General features: G+C 42.7%; 22 protein-coding genes, 1 pseudogene and 1 riboswitch. Of the genes and pseudogenes, 7 read left to right on the top strand and 16 right to left on the bottom strand.

Annotated features, from left to right (window positions below):
- Positions 1-37: 37 nt before the first annotated feature.
- Positions 38-1024 (bottom strand): LacI family DNA-binding transcriptional regulator, encoded by a 987-nt coding sequence (locus R7Z50_RS01230; RefSeq protein ID WP_053349295.1) that lies wholly within the window; start codon positions 1022-1024, stop codon positions 38-40.
- 235 nt (positions 1025-1259) lie between these two features.
- Between R7Z50_RS01230 and R7Z50_RS01235 the strand changes: the two genes are divergently transcribed.
- The 3 genes from R7Z50_RS01235 to R7Z50_RS01245 all read left to right on the top strand — a co-directional run bounded on the left by R7Z50_RS01235 (position 1260) and on the right by R7Z50_RS01245 (position 5274).
- A complete protein-coding gene (locus R7Z50_RS01235) occupies positions 1260-2699 on the top strand; it encodes a sucrose-specific PTS transporter subunit IIBC (RefSeq protein WP_062731055.1) in 1440 nt (479 codons plus the stop codon).
- Positions 2700-2864: 165 nt separating this feature from the next.
- Positions 2865-3788, top strand: coding sequence for an aminoimidazole riboside kinase (locus R7Z50_RS01240; protein WP_053349293.1), 924 nt, complete (start codon positions 2865-2867; stop codon positions 3786-3788).
- Positions 3789-3819: 31 nt separating this feature from the next.
- Positions 3820-5274, top strand: coding sequence for a sucrose-6-phosphate hydrolase (locus R7Z50_RS01245; RefSeq protein ID WP_042523221.1), 1455 nt, complete (start codon positions 3820-3822; stop codon positions 5272-5274).
- 64 nt (positions 5275-5338) lie between these two features.
- Here the strand turns inward: R7Z50_RS01245 and R7Z50_RS01250 are convergent.
- Positions 5339-5458: pseudogene (locus R7Z50_RS01250) on the bottom strand (dihydrofolate reductase); the annotation flags it as partial.
- A 253-nt stretch (positions 5459-5711) separates the two neighbouring features.
- On the opposite strand from R7Z50_RS01250, the gene yghU reads away from it, so the two are divergent.
- The 3 genes from yghU to R7Z50_RS01265 all read left to right on the top strand — a co-directional run bounded on the left by yghU (position 5712) and on the right by R7Z50_RS01265 (position 9542).
- On the top strand, positions 5712-6569 hold the full coding sequence (gene yghU, locus R7Z50_RS01255; protein WP_005373705.1) for a glutathione-dependent disulfide-bond oxidoreductase: 858 nt from the start codon (positions 5712-5714) through the stop codon (positions 6567-6569).
- Between the two features lie 1183 nt (positions 6570-7752).
- The gene (locus R7Z50_RS01260) at positions 7753-8922 is read left to right on the top strand and encodes a D-alanyl-D-alanine carboxypeptidase family protein (RefSeq protein WP_171342685.1); all 1170 of its coding nucleotides are present in this window, start codon (positions 7753-7755) and stop codon (positions 8920-8922) included.
- Positions 8923-9134: 212 nt separating this feature from the next.
- On the top strand, positions 9135-9542 hold the full coding sequence (locus R7Z50_RS01265; protein ID WP_005373701.1) for an SPOR domain-containing protein: 408 nt from the start codon (positions 9135-9137) through the stop codon (positions 9540-9542).
- 50 nt (positions 9543-9592) lie between these two features.
- On the opposite strand, the gene R7Z50_RS01270 is transcribed toward R7Z50_RS01265, so the two are convergent.
- From R7Z50_RS01270 to R7Z50_RS01290, 5 genes are all read right to left on the bottom strand, one after another.
- Complete coding sequence (locus R7Z50_RS01270) at positions 9593-10066, bottom strand: peroxiredoxin (RefSeq protein ID WP_005373699.1); 474 nt, start codon at positions 10064-10066, stop codon at positions 9593-9595.
- Between the two features lie 126 nt (positions 10067-10192).
- Positions 10193-11209, bottom strand: coding sequence for an adenosine deaminase (locus tag R7Z50_RS01275; RefSeq protein WP_017819853.1), 1017 nt, complete (start codon positions 11207-11209; stop codon positions 10193-10195).
- A gap of 89 nt (positions 11210-11298) precedes the next feature.
- Positions 11299-11398, bottom strand: a riboswitch (purine riboswitch).
- Between the two features lie 237 nt (positions 11399-11635).
- Positions 11636-11776, bottom strand: coding sequence for a PA3496 family putative envelope integrity protein (locus R7Z50_RS01280; protein ID WP_017633782.1), 141 nt, complete (start codon positions 11774-11776; stop codon positions 11636-11638).
- Positions 11777-11826: 50 nt separating this feature from the next.
- Complete coding sequence (locus R7Z50_RS01285) at positions 11827-12036, bottom strand: hypothetical protein (RefSeq protein WP_005373692.1); 210 nt, start codon at positions 12034-12036, stop codon at positions 11827-11829.
- Positions 12037-12276: 240 nt separating this feature from the next.
- Positions 12277-12486: a cold-shock protein gene (locus R7Z50_RS01290; RefSeq protein WP_005373691.1), complete on the bottom strand. Its 210-nt coding sequence runs from the start codon at positions 12484-12486 to the stop codon at positions 12277-12279.
- 401 nt (positions 12487-12887) lie between these two features.
- Between R7Z50_RS01290 and R7Z50_RS01295 the strand changes: the two genes are divergently transcribed.
- Positions 12888-13736 (top strand): pirin family protein, encoded by an 849-nt coding sequence (locus R7Z50_RS01295; protein ID WP_318148812.1) that lies wholly within the window; start codon positions 12888-12890, stop codon positions 13734-13736.
- A gap of 142 nt (positions 13737-13878) precedes the next feature.
- Here R7Z50_RS01295 and R7Z50_RS01300 read toward each other — a convergent pair whose 3' ends face one another.
- The 9 genes from R7Z50_RS01300 to R7Z50_RS01340 all read right to left on the bottom strand — a co-directional run bounded on the left by R7Z50_RS01300 (position 13879) and on the right by R7Z50_RS01340 (position 22405).
- A complete protein-coding gene (locus R7Z50_RS01300) occupies positions 13879-14727 on the bottom strand; it encodes a patatin family protein (RefSeq protein WP_318148813.1) in 849 nt (282 codons plus the stop codon).
- A gap of 256 nt (positions 14728-14983) precedes the next feature.
- Positions 14984-15322: a hypothetical protein gene (locus R7Z50_RS01305; RefSeq protein ID WP_318148814.1), complete on the bottom strand. Its 339-nt coding sequence runs from the start codon at positions 15320-15322 to the stop codon at positions 14984-14986.
- Between the two features lie 692 nt (positions 15323-16014).
- On the bottom strand, positions 16015-16446 hold the full coding sequence (locus R7Z50_RS01310; RefSeq protein WP_005373685.1) for a YccF domain-containing protein: 432 nt from the start codon (positions 16444-16446) through the stop codon (positions 16015-16017).
- 218 nt (positions 16447-16664) lie between these two features.
- Positions 16665-17597, bottom strand: a complete 933-nt coding sequence (locus R7Z50_RS01315) for a Gfo/Idh/MocA family oxidoreductase (protein WP_318148815.1) — start codon at positions 17595-17597, stop codon at positions 16665-16667.
- 123 nt (positions 17598-17720) lie between these two features.
- Positions 17721-19376, bottom strand: coding sequence for a phosphoethanolamine transferase (locus R7Z50_RS01320; protein ID WP_170890196.1), 1656 nt, complete (start codon positions 19374-19376; stop codon positions 17721-17723).
- A 21-nt stretch (positions 19377-19397) separates the two neighbouring features.
- A complete protein-coding gene (locus tag R7Z50_RS01325) occupies positions 19398-19754 on the bottom strand; it encodes a diacylglycerol kinase (protein WP_017635149.1) in 357 nt (118 codons plus the stop codon).
- Between the two features lie 127 nt (positions 19755-19881).
- Complete coding sequence (locus R7Z50_RS01330) at positions 19882-20274, bottom strand: hypothetical protein (protein WP_005385575.1); 393 nt, start codon at positions 20272-20274, stop codon at positions 19882-19884.
- A 119-nt stretch (positions 20275-20393) separates the two neighbouring features.
- The gene (locus R7Z50_RS01335; protein WP_017819858.1) at positions 20394-21692 is read right to left on the bottom strand and encodes an ATP-binding protein; all 1299 of its coding nucleotides are present in this window, start codon (positions 21690-21692) and stop codon (positions 20394-20396) included.
- Positions 21692-22405, bottom strand: coding sequence for a response regulator (locus R7Z50_RS01340; protein WP_005373673.1), 714 nt, complete (start codon positions 22403-22405; stop codon positions 21692-21694). Before R7Z50_RS01340 ends, R7Z50_RS01335 begins: the two co-directional genes overlap by 1 nt.
- Between the last annotated feature and the right edge of the window lie 144 nt (positions 22406-22549).

Below are 22549 nucleotides of genomic sequence, written 5' to 3' on the forward strand. Positions count from 1 at the left end.
AGAAAAGCGCCAACTGATTTCAGTTGGCGCTTTTTCATTAACAGGACTGACGCTCAATAGTTTTGAAGGTTAGTACCATCTTACTCATTTCAAAACTTCTGTTGGCAATTCTATCTAGTAACAGTTTCGCACCATTTTCCCCTGCTTTATCAAATGCATAGTTAAATGTTGATAAGGTTGGGGTGCACACTGATGCGAGCTCATCATCACCAACGCCTAGCACTAAAACGTCTTTACCCGGTGTTAACCCGAGCTCTTGAATCGCTCTCATCGCACCGATAGCAATACGGTCTGTCGCACAGAACAAGCCATCTAGCTTAGGGTTCTTTGTTAAGTGTTGTTTTGCCAATGAATAGCCAGAATCGATGGTAAAGTCACCACGAGCATGGAAGGCGAGCTCAAAACCATGATGCTGTAGCGCTTGAACAAATCCTTCAGAGCGTTGCTTATCTACCGCGATATCGTCACCTTGCACACCAATAAAACCCATGGTTTGGCAACCTTTTTCAACCAGTCTATTTCCCGCTTCAAACCCTACTCGTGCGTCATCATGAATGATGCTTGGAATATTAAACATGGAACCATCTTGACCGACGAGCACAACTGGGACGGCTGAGTTTTGAATTGCTTTTACCAGCTTGGAATCGAGGTGGGTGGCGTAAAGAATGATCCCTTCAACCCGTTTTTGGTTAAAGATCTGAATGTATTCCAGTTCTTTTTCGTGGGCTTGGTGAGTGCTAGCAAGTAAGACATGTTTCCCGGCTTTTTCAAGGACATCGGTTAATCCATCGACACCTTGGGATGTGGCATGAGAGGAAACCCGAGGAACAATGACACCAACCAGATTGGTCTTTTGAGATTTTAGATCTTTAGCGACTTGGTTCGGCACATAGCCACATTCCGCTACTGCTTGGCGGACCTTCAGTTTTGTCGCTTCTTTTACGCCATATTCATCGTTTATAACCCGTGACACTGTTGATTTTGATACGCCAGCCAGACGGGCGACATCATGCAGACTCGCCATTGTTCCTATCCATTCTGTTTTTCGTTTTTGGGATTGTTTGCAAAGAGAAGATGAAAAGCTCTTTGATAAGTAGCGATTCTAACCTCCTATACTGCTCTTAGGGAGAGAATTTGACGATCATTCTCACATTCTCTCTGCTTTATCTTTGATCATTTGGTTTTATTGAGCAAAAATCTGTTTTGCAAACGTTCCCGAAAATTTCGCAAGCTCAGATAATAATCCAATGGGGTATGAAATGAATTATCCGGCAGTAGCAAAAGAGTTGTTAACTCTATTAGGTGGTAAAAGCAACATCACCGCACTTGCGCATTGTGCGACACGCTTACGCCTTGCCGTTGCAGATGAGCAAAAAATAGATGAACAAGCGATTGATAGCCTTGAAGGAGTAAAAGGGCAGTTCAAAGTTGCGGGTCAGTACCAAATCATTTTTGGATCTGGCATCGTAAACCAAGTTTATGCAGAAATGGCGAAGTTGACGGGGATGAGTGAAATGTCCACCAACGACGTTGCGTCTGCTGGCGCAGAGAAACAAAACATTGTTCAGCGCGCGGTGAAAGGGCTGTCTGATATTTTCGTTCCAATCATTCCAGCAATCGTCGCTGGTGGTTTGTTGATGGGTATCTATAACCTATTGACTGCTCAAGGCTTGTTCATTGATGGCAAATCTTTGATTGATGCCAACCCAGGACTGACAGACTTGGCGAACATGATCAACACGTTTGCGAACGCGCCGTTTGTTTACCTGCCTATTCTGCTGGCATTTTCAGCCAGTAAGAAGTTTGGCGGTAACCCATATTTAGGGGCGGCGCTAGGTATGTTGATGGTTCACCCTGACTTGCTGAATGGTTGGGGATTCGGCGGCGCATCTGTGTCTGGCAACATTCCGGTTTGGAATATTCTTGGCTTTGAAATCCAAAAAGTGGGTTACCAAGGTTCGGTGTTACCGGTTTTGGTATCGGCATTCATTCTTGCGAAGGTTGAGCTAGGCTTACGTAAAGTCATCCCTTCTGTTTTAGACAACCTTTTAACGCCATTACTGGCGATTTTCATAGCGGGTTTGCTGACGTTTACTGTCGTCGGTCCGTTCACGCGTGATATCGGTTTCCTATTGGGTGATGGTCTGAACTGGCTATACAACACAGCTGGCTTTGTTGGTGGTGCGGTATTTGGTCTTATTTATGCTCCGTTTGTTATTACTGGTATGCATCACAGCTTCATTGCGATTGAAACTCAACTTCTTGCGGATATTGCGACGACGGGCGGCACCTTTATCTTTCCTATTGCGGCGATGTCTAACGTTTCTCAAGGAGCGGCAGCGTTGGCGGTGGGCGTGATGAGCAAAGATAAGAAGATGAAAGGTATTGCGATTCCATCGGGTGTTACGGGTTTGCTGGGTATTACAGAACCGGCTATGTTTGGTGTTAACTTAAAACTACGTTACCCATTTATTGCGGCAGTTTGCGCTGCGGCGTTATCAAGTGCGTTCATCACAATGTTTAATGTGAAAGCTCAGGCATTGGGCGCAGCTGGTCTTCCAGGCATCATTTCCATTACGCCAGAGAAGATTGGGTACTACATCGCGGGTATGGTGATCGCGTTCTTGACCGCATTTGTTCTCACCATTGTTCTTGGTATGCGTGACCGCGCTAAAGTCGGTAAAAAAGCAGCGGCTTAATCTGAACTCCTTAAGGGTGGAGTCCCCCAAAATCCACTTCTTTTCCTAAATGTTTGGGGTGCTAGCCAAGCACTAATGGCTTGGCTAGCCTTTTTCAATTTTTACTTGGTAGTGAAGGTGTTCAACACGTTGGACTATCAGGGCTTTAATTTTAAGGTAAGCAAGATGAATCAAGTATGGGTAACTGGTGATGCAGTTGTCGATCTAATACCGGAATCTGAGACTTCTTTACTCAAATGTCCCGGTGGTGCACCAGCGAATGTCGCCGTAGCAATTGCTCGTCTATCTGGTAAGAGTGCGTTTTTTGGACGTGTAGGTGATGACCCATTTGGTCGCTTCATGCAATCAACGCTCGATCAAGAGGGCGTGAGCACGGAGTTTCTCGTTAAAGACCCAGAGCAAAGAACATCAACAGTGGTGGTGGATTTAGATGATCAAGGTGAACGCAGCTTTACGTTTATGGTAAAACCGAGCGCTGATCAGTTTATGTCTGTTGAAGACATCCCAAACTTTAAGCAAGGTGACTGGCTACACGTTTGCTCAATTTCACTGGCAAATGAGCCAAGTAGAAGCAGCACATTTGAGGCGATCAAAAGAGCAAAAGCCGCTGGTGGTTTCATTAGCTTTGACCCTAACTTGCGTGATGAAGTGTGGCAAGATCAATCAGAAATCCAAGCTGTCGTGATGAAGGCTGTAGCGATGGCCGATGTGGTTAAGTTCTCTGAAGAAGAGCTTTTGTTCTTAACTGACTCAACGTCGATGGCGCAAGGTTTACAACAAATAGCCTCTTTGAATATTGCTTTGGTCTTGGTGACACAAGGTGCGAAAGGTGTTTGGCGCGTCTTTGAAAGTCAGAGTGAACTGATCACAGGTCAAGTCGTTAGTCCGATTGACACCACAGGTGCGGGTGATGCTTTTGTCGGAGGGCTACTGGCATGCCTGTCTCGGCATGACGATTGGAAAAATCATCCTGTTGTTAGCTCTGCGATTCAATGGGCAAATGGCTGTGGTGCATTAGCGACGACGCAAAAAGGCGCAATGACCGCGCTTCCGACCCAGACAGAGTTGCTGCAATTTATTGGGCAATGATCTTCAGATCCAATTTCAGTTGAGAAAAATTATGAGCTTAAACAACCGTTGGACTGTAGAGCAAAGATATCGTCGACTTGAGCAAATCCCTCAGTGTGATATCGAAGAAATGACACTTTCACGTCAGCAAGATAAAGGCTTTCCTAGTTTTCATATCGCCCCTAGATTTGGGCTGTTAAATGACCCAAATGGGTTGTGCTATTTCAATGGTGAGCACCACATCTTTTACCAGTGGACGCCTGTGGGACCAGTCCATGGAATGAAGTATTGGTATCACCTTTCTACTAAAGACTTCATCCATTTTACTGATCATGGCGTGGGTCTTCATCCCGACCAAGACTACGATTCACATGGTGTCTATTCGGGCGGCGCTTTGGTGGAAAACAACAAGGCTTTGCTGTTTTTTACTGGCAACAAGCGTGACCAAAACTGGAATCGAATCCCAACACAGTGTTTTGCCACCATGGATTCAGACGGCAGCATTGAAAAGCACGGTGTAGTCATTGAGAACGAACATTACACGGAGCACTTTCGTGACCCAAAAGTTTGGAAGAAAGGCGACGACTATTTGATGGTGGTGGGTGCTCAAACCAAAACCGAGCATGGTTCTATGGCGCTCTATCAAAGCAAAGATTTGAAAACGTGGCAGCATAAAGGTCCTATCAAGACCAAGTTCTCTGACCTTGGGTACATGTGGGAGTGTCCTGATTTATTTGAGATTAATGGTCAATCGGTGATGCTGTTTTCTCCACAGGGCGTGAGCAGTAGTAATCCTTATGATTTCAAAAACATCTATTCTGTCGCGTATATCGTGGGTGATCAGTTGAACCTAGAGTCGATGACTTTAGAAAACCACCAAGATATTTTACAGCCAGATTATGGGTTTGATTTCTACGCCCCACAAACCTATTTAGATGAGAATGGGCGTCGCATTCTTATTGCATGGATAGGGTTGCCAGAAATCGACACGCCATCGGTCACACACCAGTGGGCAGGAATGTTGTCTCTTCCTAGAGAACTAACGTTGAAAGATGGTTTTCTTGTTCAAACTCCACTCCCTGAATTGGAGAGTTTAAGAAAAGAAGAGGTAGTCTTTGCACAGTCCCATACACTGGAAAGCACAAGTTGTTTGATCCAATTAGACCTTGAGGGCGATGGCTTTGAACTTGAGCTGAGTAACCTCAAAGGTGACAACATCGTCTTTAGTGCGACAAAGCACGAGTTTATGCTGGACCGTCGTCACATGTCTCATTTGTACGCAGAAGAATTTGGTAGCATTCGAAAAGCACCAAGATTGGACGCTAAGCAGACGATTGATATATATATCGACAATTCTGTCATCGAGATTTTCATTAATGGTGGCAAACACACGATGACCAGTCGTTTCTTTATTGATGACCTGAATACGGTAACGTTGAGAGGGTTGGAGCAAGCAAGGCTTTTCCCTTTGAAAGGTATTTCTGGTTTGTTTGAATCAGCTAAGTAACGGTTTTGAATACATTAAAACGCCCTTCATTGATTTAGTGAAGGGCGTTTTTCTTTCTAACTATCTAACTTAACTGCCTATCACGCACGTAAGTTGTTTGAACTAAAGTATCCAAAACAACTTCACTCTTGGTGACTTTGAAGTTTAGCGGTTGTTCTAAATCCCCAAATAGAGGTGCGCCGCCGAGTGTAGCTTACTCATCGTTGGCATCTCGAACCTAGTTCACATTATCGCGACGTTTTTACTTATAGCGTGAAAGAAAATCCCATAACCAAAGGTTCTAACTAAAAGAGATTGCAGGACTTTTATTTAGCGAATTCGACCTAATATCTTGAGTATGCCTAATCGCAGTTGGCGAAGAGGTGATGTTAATAATGCTTGCTGGCGCGTAAGACCCGTCAGTTTGAAGATGCATTCAAACACAATAAGGGAAAACAATGGCTAACGAATACATTCCACCAAAAGTTTGGACAAACGATAATGAAAACGGCGGTCAGTGGGCGAGCATCAACCGTCCGGATTCTGGCGCACGTCATGAGCAAGAGCTTCCAGTTGGTGAGCACCCATTCCAACTTTACTCAATGGGTACCCCAAATGGTCAGAAAGTGACGATCATGTTTGAAGAGCTTTTAGCGGCAGGCGTAACGGCAGCAGAATACGATGCGTACCTGATTAAGATTGGCGATGGTGACCAGTTTGGCTCTGGCTTTGTGGCTGTTAACCCAAACTCTAAAATTCCGGCATTGGTTGACCGTTCGGGTTCTGAGCCAGTGAACGTGTTTGAATCTGGCAACATCTTGTTTTATCTAGCAGAGAAGTTTGATCATTTCTTACCAAAAGAAGGCGCTAAGCGTGCTGAGGTAATGAACTGGTTATTCTGGCTGCAAGGTTCTGCGCCATATCTAGGCGGTGGTTTTGGTCACTTCTACGCGTACGCACCAGAGAAGTTCGAGTACCCAATCAACCGCTTTACAATGGAAGCAAAACGTCAGTTAGATGTATTAGACAAGCGTCTTGCGAACAATGAATTCCTAGGTGGCGATGAGTACAGCATCGCTGATATCGCAACATGGCCATGGTACGGCAACCTTGTGTTGGGTCGTGCTTACGATGCGGCTGAATTCTTAGACGTAGAAAGCTACAAAAACGTTGTGCGTTGGGCAAAAGTAATTGATGAGCGTGAAGCGGTAAAACGTGGTCGAATTGTGAACCGTTCATGGGGTGAAGAATGGGAGCAGTTACCTGAGCGCCACAGCGCAGAAGATATTGATAAAGTATTGAAACTTAAACCATAAGCAATCTTGGCCTAGCTACGTCAAATGAGTTTGGTTTTATTTATGCTTATACAGTGACCTTAATCAAATCTATAGCGCACCATATACGGTGCGCTATTTTTATTCTCATTTAGTCTCGAAATGCTAATTTATATCACCTCTTGAAGAGCATTTAGTTCGTAGATGAATCTTTAATGTATTTATATATTATGATGCAAAACAAAGCTCATATTTCCATGTTAAATATGGACTGGTTATTTTGATTTATAATAATTAAATTATTAGAGGTTTATAAACTGATTTTATATTCATTATAAATAAAATTAATGATAACTAATATTTGACATAACCACTAATTTTGTGTGGAATATGCGGGTTGATTTGTTTTGATGAAATAAAATTAATTTCTAATACTTTTATTTCTGGCAAGCTTAGCTTTTAGCGATGTTTAATTATTAATGCTTATATCATGAAAGAGGATATGTATGATGTCGTCGTTTGAGTCGTACTGGGTTGGGATACGTCAAAGAATAGCCGCACAAACCCAAGGTAACCGCAGTTTAAAGTCTCTAGTCATTAAAAAGCAGCGTGTGAACTTAAATAACAGTGGGTTATCCTTTCGCGCTAAGTCCGGATGCCTTATCCCTCACTGTTATACCAAGTTCTCTGATGAGATAAACCTAAAAACATCGAAAAAATCGTCTCTTAGTTTTAAAAAAGGAAAGCTGTATTTTTCTCCAGTTTAATAATAAATGAAATTTACATAAATTATAATATTAGGTTTTTAAATTTATCGATAATTAATTACGATTTTATGATGCGTTTTCAATATGTTTTCTTGGTAAGTAATTAACTGGGCTTATTGTTGGTTGTTTTTGTTGTTTCCTATTTAGATATGGATAAAAGCTCAACTACTTTTCCTATACCAACTTACTCCCTGAATTGACTTGTGCGCTTTTTCTCTCCTCTCAAAAAACATAGCGTTACGGAATTATTTTCGCTCCTGTTTCATTCTTCAAGACGAAAGCTCTACCTACCTCTCATTATTTTCGACAAACATTGAGTAAAAGTAACCAATCGTAACAAGGTGGCTGTAACTGAGCGCCGTTTCAATATACTCGTTTTTTAACTAGGTAATCCCGCGCTTTGAATTCATTCGGGTACCGTTTGTAAGCCTTAAATGCTACTAAGATAAGATGTCATGATGAGAAAAAGTACTATATTACACACAGTGTTAATTACAGGGTTCGCTGCTGTATCCTCGTTGGCTTATGCTGCGCCTTCAGTTGTGCCAAATGCGCCAGAACTCAGTTCTCGTGGTTATGTTTTGATGGACTTCCATACGGGGAAAGTACTGGTTGAACGTGATGCCCACAAACGTTTAAACCCTGCGAGTTTAACGAAGTTGATGACTGCTTATGTAGCTGGTCAAGAAATTAATACAGGCAATATTACGTTGAATGATGAGGTTGTCATCAGCAGAAATGCTTGGGCAAAAAACTTCCCAGATTCTTCAAAAATGTTTATTGAAGTCAATACTTCCGTTTCTTTGTCTGACTTATACCGTGGTCTGATTGTTCAATCTGGTAACGATGCCAGTGTTGCTATTGCTGAGCATGTTGCGGGAAGTGAATCAGGGTTTGTGAGTTTGATGAATAGTTGGGCCGCCAAGCTTGAATTGTCTAACACGGCATTCACCAACCCTCACGGCCTAGACAGTGACGGTTTATATTCGACACCTTATGATATTGCCAAGTTGGGCCAAGCGATTATTCGTGACTTACCTGATATCTATCCGCTGTATAGCGAAACCTCGTTTACTTACAATGGCATCACTCAATACAACCGTAATGGCTTGCTTCGTGATCGTAGTATGAATGTCGATGGCATGAAAACTGGTTATACAAGCGGCGCGGGTTATAGTCTAGCGACTTCTGCAACACAAGGTGATATGCGTTTGATTGCTGTAGTGATGGGAGCGAAGAGTGAGAATGTTCGTGAATCAGAAAGCAAGCAGCTGTTGAGTTATGGCTTCCGCTTTTATGATACGGTAATGCCGACTGAGGCGGGTGCGGAACTTGCGAAAGCTCGAGTTTGGATGGGCGAAAAAGACGAGCTTACTGTCGGCGTAGCTAACGATGTGTATCTCACTTTGCCAAAAGGAGATGTAAAAAAGCTGCAAGCGGAAGTCGAATACAACGGTGATTTAGTTGCGCCAATTTCTGAGCAACAAGTGGTTGGTAAAGTGCTTTACAAAGTCGACGGTAAGGTCGTAAATGAAGCCGAGCTCGTTGCATTGGAGTCCGTGGAGGAAGGCAGTTTATTCAAGCGAATTTTAGACTGGTTTAAGCAATTGGTCGCTAGCTGGTTCTAAACAGTAGCGAACTTCTGTCTATATCACTCTATCTTGTTAATTTTCTATTAAATCAGTTTACTAAGGCGACCAACGTGGTCGCCTTACGTTTTTGGAATACTCGTTGCGTTAAAACACAGGCCCTCTTGTAAGGGTGTGTTTTTACCTGACCAAGAGCGTTTTGTGTTTTTGGGTGCGAGAGAAAAGAAACTAGAACAAGAATGGAGTGACACGTGCACAAGATTTTATCTTTGACATTGATTTTATCGCTCATGGGCTGCGCTATGCCTTACCAGCAGGAGGTCGATAGCGGCCAATGTGTTGGAGTCATGACCTCTCAGGATGCATATGGTTATTTAAACCCAAACCATTACACGATGCAGGTACTCGCGCTAAAGCAAGAAAAAGATGTGAAAGATTATATTCGCTATATCGATCCTAAGCATCCGGTTTGGGTTAACTGGAAAAACAGCCGAGGCACGCGTTGGTATACGGTAACTGTTGGTGATTTTAAAACGAAGCAGGATGCCTACAATGCGCTTTCTTCATTACCAAGCCGTGTAAAGCAGTCATCCCCGTTTGTGCTGACTTTTGCGGAAATGCAGCGTAAGCAACAAACGAGTGTTGTGAGAATGCGTTAACCAACAAAAAACGGAAGCGATGGCTTCCGTTTTTGTATTTAGGAGTAAGCTTAAAGCGCCGCTAAAATCGTTTCTGCTTTGCTTGCTTCAAACTCTTTTGGCTCTTCAACGTTTAGCTTAGTCACTGTGCCGTTTTCAATGATCATTGCGTAACGTTGTGAGCGAATACCACCAAAGCCGCCTGTATCCATTTCAAGACCTAATGCTTTAGTAAAGCTAGCGTCGCCATCACCCAACATCAAAATCTCAGAAGCGTTTTGAGCTTCGCCCCACGCTTGCATCACAAATGCATCGTTTACAGAAACGCACGCAATTAAATCAACACCTTTTGCCTTTAGCTCATCAGCTAATACCACATAGCCTGGTAGATGGGCTTCTGAACAGGTAGGGGTGAATGCGCCAGGTACAGCAAAGAGTACGACTTTCTTGTTCGCAAACAGTTCTGTAACGTCGTGGTTCACCATACCATCGGCAGTCAACTCACTTAGAGTTGCAACTGGTAGAGCTTGGCCTTGTTGAATCATGATTCTATTCCTTTTTGTGTGCTAGTTTAGCTTTCTCAGTCTAGCGTTTATAAATGCGGTTAACCACAGAGTTTTTGTAGGGTTTTAATACCTACGCGTTTGGCCTAAGGCGTGGCACTGATGCCTTTATTGCAAAGCTTCGTGCTGGTTTACGTATTGGCTAACAAGGTGACGATATTTCGCCTTTAACTCGTTATCGATAAAGCTGGCATCAATCGCGTTCATTGTAAATTGGGCAAGTTCACTCTTACTCATTGGATGTGCGTTGTTGACGGCCAGAAAGTTATCCGTCATGTAGCCACCAAAGTACACAGGATCGTCTGAGTTAATCGTTACGGCGACCCCTTTTCGTAGCAAATCCACAATATTGTGATCTTTCATATCGTCGAATACACATAGCTTAAGATTCGATAACGGACACACTGTCAGTGGCATTTGGCTTTCGATTAAGGATTCAACTAATGCTTCATCATCAACACAGCGAACACCGTGATCCACGCGGCTCACGTAAAGCATTTCAATTGCATCGCTAATATTTTGTGCGGGGCCTTCTTCACCTGCGTGAGCAACGGTAAGTAAGCCTTCTTCTACTGCTTGTTTAAATACGCGCTTGAATTTAGCTGGCGGATGACCTTGTTCTGAAGAATCTAGTCCAACACCAATGATCTTATCACGGTGTTTCAGAATAGCCTGTAGGGTCTCTATGGCGCTCTCTTCTGAAAGGTGACGGAGAAAACACGCAATAATTTGCGAGGTAATGCCAAGTTTTTCGTGACCATCTTTTAGCGCACGAGCGATTCCATTGATAACAGTGTCAAAGTCTATGCCGCGTTCTGTGTGTGTTTGAGGGTCAAAAAAGATTTCGGTATGAATAACGTTGTCTTCTTTACAGTGCAGTAAGTATTCCCAAGTGAGATCGTAAAAATCTTGCTCCGTACGCAGAACTCCCGCTCCTTGGTAATAGAGGTCGAGAAATGATTGTAAGTCTGTAAACTGATATGCGCTGCGTAGTTCACTCGGAGAAGAGTAAGGGATCTCGATGCCGTTTCGTTTTGCTAATTTGAATAAGAGTTCCGGCTCAAGTGAACCTTCGATATGTAAGTGCAGCTCTACTTTTGGAAGACCTTGAATAAATGCGTTCATATTCCACCTTATGTGTATTGTGGATGCAGTTACTCTAAGAATAGGTATAGATAGAAATAAATCGAACGCTATCACAAAGAGTAAGACCCACGATGATCTCAACTCTTCGTAATCAGCACTTTGCGGGAACTGGTAGAGACCCCCAAACCATATCATTGGGGTTATACGAAGCAAACGAGAGGGATTATACGCAAAAATATCGCTTTGGCTATACGCAAATAACCTAACTGTCATTAGTCACGGGTTTTCCTGTGAGCGAAACGACTATTTGCAAGTCACTTGAGTATAGAGGAGCCAGTTGTTTTTGCGTGTGTGAGAGGCACGTTTAATTAGAAGAGTAGTCTAAAAGAGTGGAGATTCGTTTGAGCAAAGGTAGGTGGCGGTACCTTGCACAACGATAAAGGCAGAGAAAGCACTAGAGAGCATTTATAGATCGAATAACTTATCAAATTCTCTTTGTTCCATAATGTCTTCTATGCGGCGTCGAGTTTTCTGCTTTACCGCCGCCGCGTTTTGTTCAGACTCTTTTTTGTCTTTTTCTGACTGCTTCTTACTTTTTCTAGCCATTGGATACCTTCCAAATTAGTTGCATTATCCATTAATGCATGAAAACTGAATCAGTTAACAGTAAAACTTCCTAACTTTGAACCTGAATCACAGAGAATAGTTCCAGATTGCGTTTTCTCACAATATTCAAAATCGATCATGAAGCTATGAGAAAGAAGTTTCGGTAATACGTGCCTTCGTAAAATATCACCATTTAATTGATGTATTTTAGCGTTCCAAGAGGTTTGAGGTTGTTCTAAATTAAATTCAATTTCTAACATTTATTCTCCTGTTTTTTAGTGATTTTCTCTTTGTTAAGTAATTGATACCAATGCCTTTGACGGCCAGTTCTTTTTGAGGACATGATTTTTCCTATAAATAATAAATTAAGCAGTACTATTCAGTTTATTTTAGATAGCACAAAGCAATGCCTAAAATTAGGCTGAGTGATTGATGAAAGAATATTTTTGAAGGAGAGAGGTTTGGTGCAGCATGGGCATGCTACACCAAGAAAAGCAGTCTTATAGAGGAGTTACTTCAGTCGCTTGAGGACCTTTTTTACCTTGCTCTACATTGAAGCTTACTTTCTGACCTTCAGTCAGTGTTTTGAAACCGTCAGAAACGATAGCGTTAAAGTGTACGAATACATCTTGGCCGCCGTTGTCTTGAGATAGAAAACCGAAGCCTTTAGTTTCGTTAAACCATTTTACTGAACCAGTTACTTTAGACATAAAAATACCTTTGAATTAAACATTAAAATTATGATTTGTTTTGTGGATCTTTTCTAAGCTATTGAATGTTCAATCAAGAGGAAGTTGTACGCAGGTGTCTGAATTGGGGATTCAAGATTTTACTGAGAGGAAACTTAAACTAAATGTTGCATTAACAGCTCTCTTCTAAGAGCCAAGGCACACTATACACCTTGTTTAGAAAATAGCTACATTTATTTTAGATAAATTAAATGTGCTCATTATTAACTCGATAAATTGTATTGTTCGAAAAAGTTGAATAAGTAGAACGAATAGTATGGCTCATAATTTTAGCTCATCAACCTAAAATAGAACCTTATCGATAGCCATAGATTGAACATGCGACTTGCAAGCGGTCACAAAGATAAACTAGGAGAACTAGTATGAGTACATTCAGAGACATTCGTCAGCTTATTCCTGCGCAACCTACTGCTGATGGTGATGGAGTGAAAATTCGCCGTGTAGCGGGTTTCAATCATGCTAGCTTTTCTCCATTTTTGATGATGGATGAACTCAAATCAGAAGACCGCGCTGACTATATCGGCGGTTTCCCTCCGCATCCGCACCGCGGTATTGAGACGCTTACTTATATGTTGAAAGGTCATTTCCAGCATCGTGATCATATGGATAATGTTGGTGAGCTTCGTTCCGGTGGTGCACAGTGGATGGCGGCAGGAAGAGGCGTCATCCATAGCGAAATGCCTATTATGAAGGAAGGCGAATTGCATGGTTTCCAAATTTGGATTAACCAGCCTGCGAAAAATAAGATGCAGCCAGCTCAATATCATGACTTTCAACCTGAAACGATCACTGAGTTTGATACTCCGAATACGGGGGTTGTACGTTTGATTGCGGGTTATATGACTATAAACAACGAACGAATTCAGGGGCCGCTAACAGAGACAGGTGTTGCTGCCACGGTAGCCGATTGGAGAGCGATGGGGGGGCAAGCTTTGAATTTGAACACGGATCAAGACAACAACATGATGCTCTATGTCTATAAAGGTCGTATTCAATTAAAAGGTCGTGAGATCAATCAAGGCGAAATGGCCATTTTATCGAAAGGTGAATGGGTTGAATTGCAGGCCGAAAAAGAGAGTGGTGCACTGATCTTTATTGGTGAGCCAATTAATGAACCCGTGGTGCATTATGGCCCTTTTGTCATGAATAGCATGGAAGAGATAGAACAAGCCATCCAAGATTACAACTCTGGGTTGTTTGAAACTTACTAGTTTGGACTGCCTACTCGCTTTTTCAGTTAGCGAGCAAATTAAAACAGTTTTGAGCCTGAATATTGGGCTCGACCAGAAGCAAATACGATAATCCACTGCCATCGAATTTGCGTTAGCCACGTTTAATCCACGTGGCTTTTTTCTACTTCTGACTCCAGCGTATGATGGCTTCCTTTCCTGCTTCAATTCCTAACTCATAAGCATGACGCAGTGGTGCTGGCGATCGACTCAGCCGTTTCAACTTGAATGTTTCAGGAGGACACACTTGAATGATTTCGATACCAGGTGGTGGGTTGTTGATCAGCGCTAAGGTCTGATTGTAGCGAACTTCACGTGTCAACATCGGTTCAATTAATCCGGGCGTTTCTTTCAACATCTTCCTAGTTAGGGCGCTGAATCTTCCTCTTGGCTTTTGATAGCTTGCGCGCTGGCTGCGTAAAACCATAATCTTTTTGGCTCCTCGCTTTATTGCTTCTGCAACAGGAAGTGCGTCTGAGACGCCACCATCAACGTATTGAATTCCGTTCAGTGATACGCCATTTCGGTAAAGTACAGGCAGTGCGCTGCTGGCTTTCATTGTTTCTGCCAAGTCGTCGACATCAGGAAGGTGGTACTCCGCTTGCCCATTGTCTTGACGCGTCACGCCTAAAAAGAAAGGTCGTGAATCAGCTTTGAGCGCAGATTTATCGATGCCAAGTTCTTCGAGGGTGACATTCCACATCCAGTCTAAGTTCATCATATCACCACCACGTAGAAGTTGAGATGGAGAGATAAATTCTTTTCTTAAGCTGTAATCGAGGTAGATTTTTAAGTTACGTCCGGGCATTTTAGCTAAGTAGGCAGCCAAGTTGCTAGCACCCGCAGACACTCCCCAAAAGCTATCAAATGGAGAGAACTCGCTAGCAAGAAAATGATCGAGTATGCCGCATGAAAATACGCCTCGCATGGCTCCACCTTCGACAATCAATGCTCGAGAGCCTACTTTTTCCATCACTTCGCTCCACTCTTTATCAATCGGATAATAGCATGCAGCTTAACGCATAATGGTTTTATACCCAAGTGGGCCAAAGGTCTAGGTTGCGTTCCTTTGAATAAAAGGGCATCAACGGATGCCCTTGTCACTTTTAGCCTATGGAATTGCGGGTAATTGAGTCGCTAATTTAGTGAAGGAGACCGAGTCAATTAGCCCCCTTACATAGAGCCATACCTGTAGTCCCATACTGATCGTTGTTGGAATAGTTTGATGATCACTTGTTAAATAGGCATACAAACACTATCCAGAGCATTGTAAGCAAAAGTAATGGGGTGAATACTTTCTGGATAGAAGCGCCATCAGTTAAATTGTAAATTTTGATGGATTCATTATAGAACGCTCGTTTGAATTCTTTGAAGCTAATGTCGCTCTTCGCATGCGACTGTTCATAGTGCTGGTGCGCAGCGTCCGATAGCTGGTATTCCAAGTCTTGGAGCTCGTACTCCTTGTTAAAAAACGCATCCCAAGCCGAAAGGCGGGCTATCGTTTTAGGAGATGGATCCCCATTTAGTTTCTCTAGACGTTTAGCATAAGCTGCTTGATATTTATCCACGGTATATTCCTGTCTGAATAGACGTTGAGTTAGAACATATGTAAAAAAGAAAAATAAGTAATAAAAGGTTTTTTACGTTCTATACCTGTGATAAATGCTAAAAATTTCAATGCTCTAGCACTCCGATGTCGCAAATGATATTGATGGAATTGCTCTGCGACAAATAAAATAATTACTCTAGATAACAACGAATTTTTGTTGTTTTTTTAAAAAACTGATCATGAGATTGAGTGGGGATTTTTACCGAGAAGAATTTCGCTACTGTAACTGTCTATATTTACTCAAAAAGAGAAAATCTTAGAAGCTTTCTTTGATTGATGTGAGATATTTTAGGTCGAAAAGCATTAATTTTGGCTATGCTTATAGTTCGTCTTTTTTGTTGTTGAACTCTACTTCGAGGGGGAAAGAACCCATATTTCGAGCATAGGATAGCTCGCTTTTTCGTTACGTCGTTCTTGGAGTTTGAATCAGTGACGACGCTATGAGTCTAGCATCTTGAACTCACTTGGGTGTATTGATTAATTATAAAAGTAAAGCAGTGCTGAGCTAGGATAAACTTCAACGTAAAGGTGACGGTATGAATATACAATCAGCCATTATTGAATATGCGATAGCGATTATAGGCTTACTTTTGACGGGCGTTACCCTCTGAGCATGACTGCCCAGAGGATAGAAAGCGCATTAGCTTTTTGCTAACGATTGATGTTGTATCGAGCCATTGCAGCTTCTTCTGACGATACAACCGTTTTACCAATTGGTGCGAGTGAAATAACCGCTAGCTTGAGGTGTTGGAGCGCAAACGGAATGCCGATTATGGTGACAAAGCATGCTGCGGCAGAAAGTACGTGACCGATAGCTAACCAAAGGCCTGCAAACACAAACCAAAGGACGTTACCAATAACGCCGAGCGGACTCGTGCCAATGTCCATTTCATTGGTCAATTCATCGCGTGAGATGGCCTCTTTACCGAATGGGAAAAAGGAAAAATTACCCATAACGATACACGCACGCCCCCAAGGTATTCCGATGATGCTAATAAAGGCCAAAATACCAAAAAACCACCATAGCAACCCCATAAATACGCCACCAAATACAAACCAAATGATGTTACCAAGTGTTCTCATTCTATTTCCTTTATTCTTGAATGTGATGATTCAGATACCTGAGAGCACCGTAAAACAAATCTAAACCGTCTGTTTTGTCAATGTGTGCTTTTGTGCCCTCATTCACCTGATTGATAGAATAATCGCCGTAGTCTTAACAGAGAATGAATGCCTTCCTTAATGCAAGTCTTTTTAGTATAGAGCGTAATACTCAATCAAGCATATAGCCAAGAATCGCATTATCTAGAGACAACTTTCTCGAGATATTGACAAATTTGCTCTGCCAATCGATGGCTGGCAATGTTGCGTGTTACTACTTCATCAGCAATATTTCCAGACTCAACGACGCCAAACCAATCGAGCAACATCGAATGGAAACCTTTACTCGTCAGCATTGGCGTCCAGTCTTTCAAATTGATTTTTTGCTCTTGGTTAGCTTGCCATAGTTTGCCTTCAACGAAGGAGTCGAACTCAACTGCCTTGTTTGCATAACAAGCTTGAACGCGCTCTGTAGTGATACCGAAGTGGCGATTCATCGAGGCGTGGAGCAAAGTATCTCCATGTTGCCACTGAATATCTAAACGCGCCAACTGACTACCTTCAAGTTGATGAGTTACATAAGCATCTTTTAGATCGGCTTTGGCTGTGACGTTAACGCTGTCTAATGGGTGAATAAAATCATCAAATATAAAGGTACGAACATCCCCCGGTAGTTGGTGACGGTTCTTTTCCCAGCGTAGCGACTTTAAGTCATATATGTTGCCTTGCTGCACTTGTGGCATATGTTGGTTGTAAAGTGGAATGTGACGACGGTTAAAGCCCACATAGAGTGGCTGTCTCTCTTTTTCGGCAATGTCGTACAGCTTTTCCACGTCATCAGCACTATTCGCTAATGGTTTGTCGACAAAGGTTGGAATTCCATGCTGCAGAAAAAATGCCGCTATTTGAGGGTGTACGCTTGTTGCCGCATGAATCATGACGGCATCGACGCCAAAGTGTAGAAGTTGCTGGTAGTCTTGGCAGATCTCTGAGACTCGATACTGCTTAGCCAGGCTCTCAAGTGTGTTTGGGTTGCGGGTACAAAATACAAGTTCGATATTTGGAAGCTGAGTGATAACAGGAAGGTATGCTTTCTGAGCGATATCCCCTAGACCAATAATACCAATTTTCATCCTAGTCCTTATCTCGATGTATGGATCGCGGACTGTCAGTATAACGCTTGGCGTGGCGATGAGTTTAAATACCTTGTTAGAAAAAGCCTGGTTCACACTTTGAGCCAGGCTTTATTGAATGATTTAGGAAACGGCTCGGCAGGCTTTGAATATATCTAACTTGCTATCGTAGGCTTGAGTTTGTACATCCATAATGCCTAATAAAGAGTGGAATACGTTATCATGTGAGTATTGGCCTGCATTCTGTGCTTGTTTATACAAACAGTCGGTATTGATCTGCTTCGCTTGTTTAAAGCCCGAAGACAGCCACATGATCAAAGGAACGCGTTTTTGGAAATCTGGTGCAAGGCCATAAGGCATACCATGTAAGAACAATCCGTTTTCGCCTAGTGACTCACCGTGATCCGATATATAAATTAGCGCGGTATTATACTCAGACTCTAACGCTTTAAGTTTTTTGATGGTTTCTGCCAATACATGATCGGTGTAGCGTATTGTATTGTCATATGTGTTCACTATTTGTTCGATGCTACAGTTTTCGATATCTGCACGTGGACAGTCTGGTTTAAAGAAGGCGTTGTCTCTTGGGTAACGCTGAAAGTAGGTCGGACCGTGGCTTCCTATAAGGTGCATGGCGACCACTCGGTTACCGTGCATATCCGCGACTTCCTGATCAAAATGATCTAATAGCGCCATGTCGTAACAAGTTTGGCCATTACACATAGGGCTTACTTGCTTTCGATCCACTTCGATTTTCTTGATCTTGTGGGCTACTTCTTTATCCCCACCGTCATTTTCTTTCCAAATGAGGTCAACCCCGGCGCGCTGCATTATATCGAGAGCATTGTCCTGGTTATCCGCTTTGGTGCGTTCAAACTCGTTTCGCGTGAGCTGTGAAAACATACAAGGCACAGATACAGCAGTCGCGGTGCCACAAGATGCGACGTCTTGAAATGAGATAACATCCAATTTACTAGTATAAGGGTTTGTCTCTCGTGTATAGCCATTGAGTTGGTAGTTCTGCGTTCGAGCGGTTTCTCCTACGACAAAAACCAGTAGTGTTGGTTTGTGCTGTGCTTGCTGTACGGCGCTATCTGACTGCTTTGCATCTGTGCCGATTTCTCGATATGGCTGTGGCGTGGTGAAATATTTCTCCTTCACATACCCGGTCGCGCTGTAAACGAACTGGGTGGGTATGATGATTTTTTTTAGGTGGCTATTGTTGCGCCCTACAGATGCGTAGTCTTGATAGTACACGCTGGCAATGACGGCGATGACAGCTAGCGACGACAGCATCGATACTAATTTGGTAACAGAGAAGTACAGTAATTGGTGACGTTGAGATTGCAGCTTGACCTTAAAGACAATCATCGCTGGGATAACTCCCATAATCAGCGTCCAAATTACAGAGTGAGCACTCAGGTAAGAACTCGCCTCGCTCGAATCGGTTTCAACAATATTGGCAATCATTCCAGAATCGAAAAGTGTGCCATAGTTATAGCTTGCGTAGCTCACCATACTTGAAACAATGATTAAAATTATAAAGAACGGCTTGCCGATCCAAGGCCAGCTAAATAAATTAAAAAGGAAATTGAGCGCGGCAAGAAAGAAAATTGGTATTGTGATAATAAATCCAATCTTGACATTATCTAAGTGTGTAAAGATGCCGATCAGTTCTTTATAAATAGGGATATTTACGACGAGAGCGAAATACAGCGCCAACAGGAAAGTAAAGGTAACGTAAGAGATACCTCTCTGTTGTAAATCATGTGTCTTCATAATGAGTGTCTTGAATAAAAATTAGAGCAAGAACGAAGCCCAAATAAAAAGGGCAAGAGTTAACGCAACAAATACTGCTGCTGAACCAATATCTTTGGCTCTACCACTGAGCTCGTGCCAGTCATCGCTAACACGGTCGACAACCGCTTCTACGGCGGAATTAATGAGTTCGACGATCAATACCAAGAACAGGCTACTGATCATCAGCACTCTTTCGTATGTGGTGACAGGAAGGAAAAAAGCACAGACGGAAAGCACCAAGGCGAGAATCAGTTCTTGTCTAAAAGCGGCTTCGTGTGTCCATGCGGCTTTCAATCCTTGAAATGAATAGCCGGTCGCATCCATGACACGGCGTATACCTGTTTTACCTGGCTTCAAAATATGACCTTACTATTTAAGCATTGGGATGGAACACATATCCCAGAGAGGTAACGAGATTAATCGTTACAGCGTGAAACATTTGTGAATAGAATCCATCGCGCGATAATTTAAGAAAAGTGCTTATTTAATCAAGATCGTAGACGGTATAGCCTTTGTGCTGGAGGCATTTACGCAATACGAGAGATTGAGTTTTGGTTGAATCATTTGTTCCACTCAAAGCACCAGCTCCAGCTCCTACAGCACCGCCGGCAGCAGCACCGACAGCCGCTCCACCTAATCCGTCTTCTAGCGCACCAGCAGCTGCGCCGATCAATGCGCCTGTAACTGCCCCATTAGTGGCTTCAGATTTCGCTGCCTCTGATTTGTCGACATTTTCTGCATAGCCTTGGCAGTAAAGAAAGTCTTGTTCATATGTACTAGGGTCGACATTGGTCATGTCGACGACAGGTTTTTGGTTGTAGGCGCAAGCTGTAAGCGTAGAAGTAAGCGCCATAATCAGGATAAAAGATTTATACATGAGTACTATCCATTTAGTGTGTGAATCTTATGGATTAAATGTACACTGTTTTATTGTTGGGCTCTGTCGCTTGAGTGTATTGAAGTGTCGTCTTCTGTAAATGGGGTAGGAAGGATAAGTTAACTGTCTGATTTTTTGAGGCTAAGTGTGAAGCAAGCTCCTCCAAGTGGGCTATGGCAAATCGAAACTTCTCCACGTTGAAGCTCCATTATCTGTCTGACAATCGCCAAACCGAGCCCAAACCCGCTCGTCTTTTTGTTGCGAGATTCATCCGCGCTGTAAAATGGTTCGAATAGATGAGGCCAATGCTTTTCTTCAATACCTATGCCATCATCATGAACATTGATGAAGCAGCGGTGCTGATCGTGTTTTATCTCTACTAAAATCTGCTTATCCGCGTACCGCATTGCATTGCGCAGCAAGTTATCTAAGGCTCGCTTTAACAATTTTGGGTCAGCAAACGCGAGAACGTTTTCTGAGTTTACTTCTTGAAGCGAAATACCGAGCGTAGTCTCTTTTTGCCATCTCTGTCGTAATTCTTTGACTAAGTTGAATAGGACGACTTCTTCTTGAGTTTGTAATGCTGTGTCAGGACGCTCCATCTTTGCGTAGTAAAGCAATTCTTCAACCATTTCTTCCATCTCGTCAATGTCTTCGACGATACTGTAAACATACTTTTTCTGTTGTTCAGTTAAGGTTGAATCCGATAACAAATCTGCTTGCCATTGTAAGCGGAAGATTGGGGTACGCAATTCATGTGCAACGGCGTTAGTTAGCATTTTATTGCTAGTGATCAAGCGAGATACTTTATCGGCCATCGTGTTAAAGCTTTTGTTTAACGTCCCAACAGACTTAGCGCTTGAGGTACTAGCTCGAGCCTTGAAGTTACCTGAGGCAAACTCAACGGTCACTCTCTCTAGCTCTCGAATCCGACGGCTTAAGAACCAGATCAACAATATGCAATACAGAGCAAATCCAGCTAAAAAGAACAACCAAACGATATTGTCATCAAAGTTGGCTGCTTTAACCACAGGGCTATTCGGATTATCGCTCATTTTAAAGATAGGCGTGCTCGCATCTAGGCGGAACCAGATATCCCTTTCTTCATCGTAAGCGACGTTAACGGAGGTATCACTTTCAAACGCCTTTTTGATGTCTGTTGGAAGCTCTTCAAGCGTATGAGGCACCAACAAACGATGGCTTGATGTGGCAAATTGTTCCAACTGTTGTTGAGTATATTCTAATCCGTGTTCTTTATAGATAGGATAGATCAGATCGTGAAAAGCTTGCCCCTCATGCTCTTGTAATAGGTAGTCATAATCTGTGTTGATCTCATAAACTAAGAACTCGTATCCCCACAAGCTAGCCATAAACAGAATGATAAGGCCAACAAAGCTTTCCAGATAAATCCGTCTCATTATTCATTCCATGCATCAGGCATAAATAGGTAGCCTTTGCCGCGAACGGTAATGATTTTTTGTGGTGAGCAAGAAGCATCGCCTAGCTTCTTTCTCAGTGTCACTATGCGATTATCAATGGTTCGGTCTGTGCCATCGTATTCAATACCACGCAGTGTTTTGGTCAGCCACTCACGTGATAGTGTTTTTTCAGCATGCGTAGCAAGAACCCACAACAAATCGAACTCGCCGTCTGTCAGCGCAATTTCTTCTTGGTTCATTACGCACGATTTACGCAACCGGTTTAAACACAGAACACCAATTTGTAGGCCGTTTTCGGACTCGGTAGGCGCCGCCTCTTTTCTTCTTAATAGCATGCGAATACGAGCCAGCAATACGCGAGGTTTGATGGGTTTAGTAACAAAGTCATCTGCGCCTATTTCTAATGCGGCGACATGATCGAAGTCATCATCACTTGCTGTCAGCATCAACACTTTGCCTTTGTAGCATTCTCGGATTTGACGACATACACTCAGACCATCTTGCCCGGGTAGCATCAAATCTAACAGCACCACGTCTGGTTGTGTGTCAATAATCGCATTGGGTGCGTCCGTCCCATTGTCGATACATTTGACCTGAAAACCTTGTTCAACAAAATACTCACCCAACATAGTTTGTAATTTGGGATCGTCTTCCACAATGATTAGAGATGGTTTGATTTGTTGTGCGTTCATTTAAGTGATGTATACAATATTTAATATCAATGGAACTTAAACAAATTTACGAATTATTTCAAATAAAGCTTTCTCAGAATAAGGTTATCGGATGAGTTAATTGGATAAAATTGCCAATTAATGATTTAAATCTAATCACCAATC

The organism is Vibrio sp. 1249-1 (genome assembly GCF_033340495.1).